General features: G+C 43.0%; 1 protein-coding gene and 1 pseudogene. Both read right to left on the bottom strand.

All coding sequences use genetic code 11. From position 1 onward, the window contains the following. A pseudogene (locus ACS8FD_RS16645) lies at window positions 1-192 on the bottom strand (ABC transporter permease); the annotation flags it as partial. 286 nt (window positions 193-478) lie between these two features. Continuing rightward, the coding region (locus tag ACS8FD_RS16640; RefSeq protein WP_439276656.1) for an ABC transporter substrate-binding protein at window positions 479-1,045 on the bottom strand (567 nt) is incomplete at its 5' end.

The following is a 1,045-nucleotide window of genomic DNA, read 5'->3' as shown; positions in this document are numbered from 1 at the left end:
AAAAACGCAGGCAAGCCACGGGTTAATACCAGCGACGATAGAGATACCAGCGACCGCGCCACCTAACGGAAAACTTCCATCAGCGGTTAAGTCGGGAAAATCGAGGGTACGAAATGAGATTAGCACACCAAGTGCTACGAGGCCGTAAATCAGACCACTTTCAAGCGCACCAAAAAAAGCGATTAAAGACATAAGAGATCAGTAAGTCATAACCAGGCGTTTAGCGAATCGCATTCTAATGATTGACTGGTAAAACCAATAAATGGTGTCTGCCAATACTGTTTGTCCCAGCAACATAGAAGCCAATCTTAGCTAAACGTCTAAGTGGTGAATTTAACAGATTAAGTAATCTGCGGTTAGGGTAAATCAAAACATGTCGCTATTGAACATCAAAGCAGATGATAGTTGGCGATATTCATTGTGCTCGCTATTACCGTCTGTTTTACGGTTTTAATTTTAGGCAGCCTACAAAGGTGCGCTATTCTACCACTTCTTTTGCTTGGTCGATGACGGCTTGTGATAAGCTAATACCTTCTTCTTTTGCATGTGTTGGACTGACATACAAGTCAAGCATTTGCGGTGTATATACAGGTATAGCACCTGCTTCTTCACCATTTAAGATACGTACTACGATTTTACCAGTCTCACGGCCAAGATCGTAATAATTCACACCCAAGGCTGCAACGGCACCGCGCTCAACTGAGCTGGTATCTGACGCAATCAATGGAATCTTACTTTCTTTAGCGATTTGATATAATGACTCGTAAGCTGATACCACGTTGTTATCGGTTGAGGTGTAGATCATATCGACCTTACCTTCAAGGCTACGTGCAGCCATCGCAATATCATTACTACGTTGAGCCGGCGCTTCATGCACATTGATACCAAGTGGCGTCAGTTTTTCTTTTAAGTTTTTCAAAATAATGGTTGAGTTGACTTCGCCTGGACTATAGACATAACCGACGTTTTTGAGATCGGGTATGATTTGACGCATTAAGTCAATTTGTGGCTCATAGGGTAGGGCATCCGATGCACCTGTGACATT

This window comes from Psychrobacter sp. 1U2 (assembly GCF_051847575.1).
This window is presented reverse-complemented; position numbering and strand designations above follow the sequence as displayed.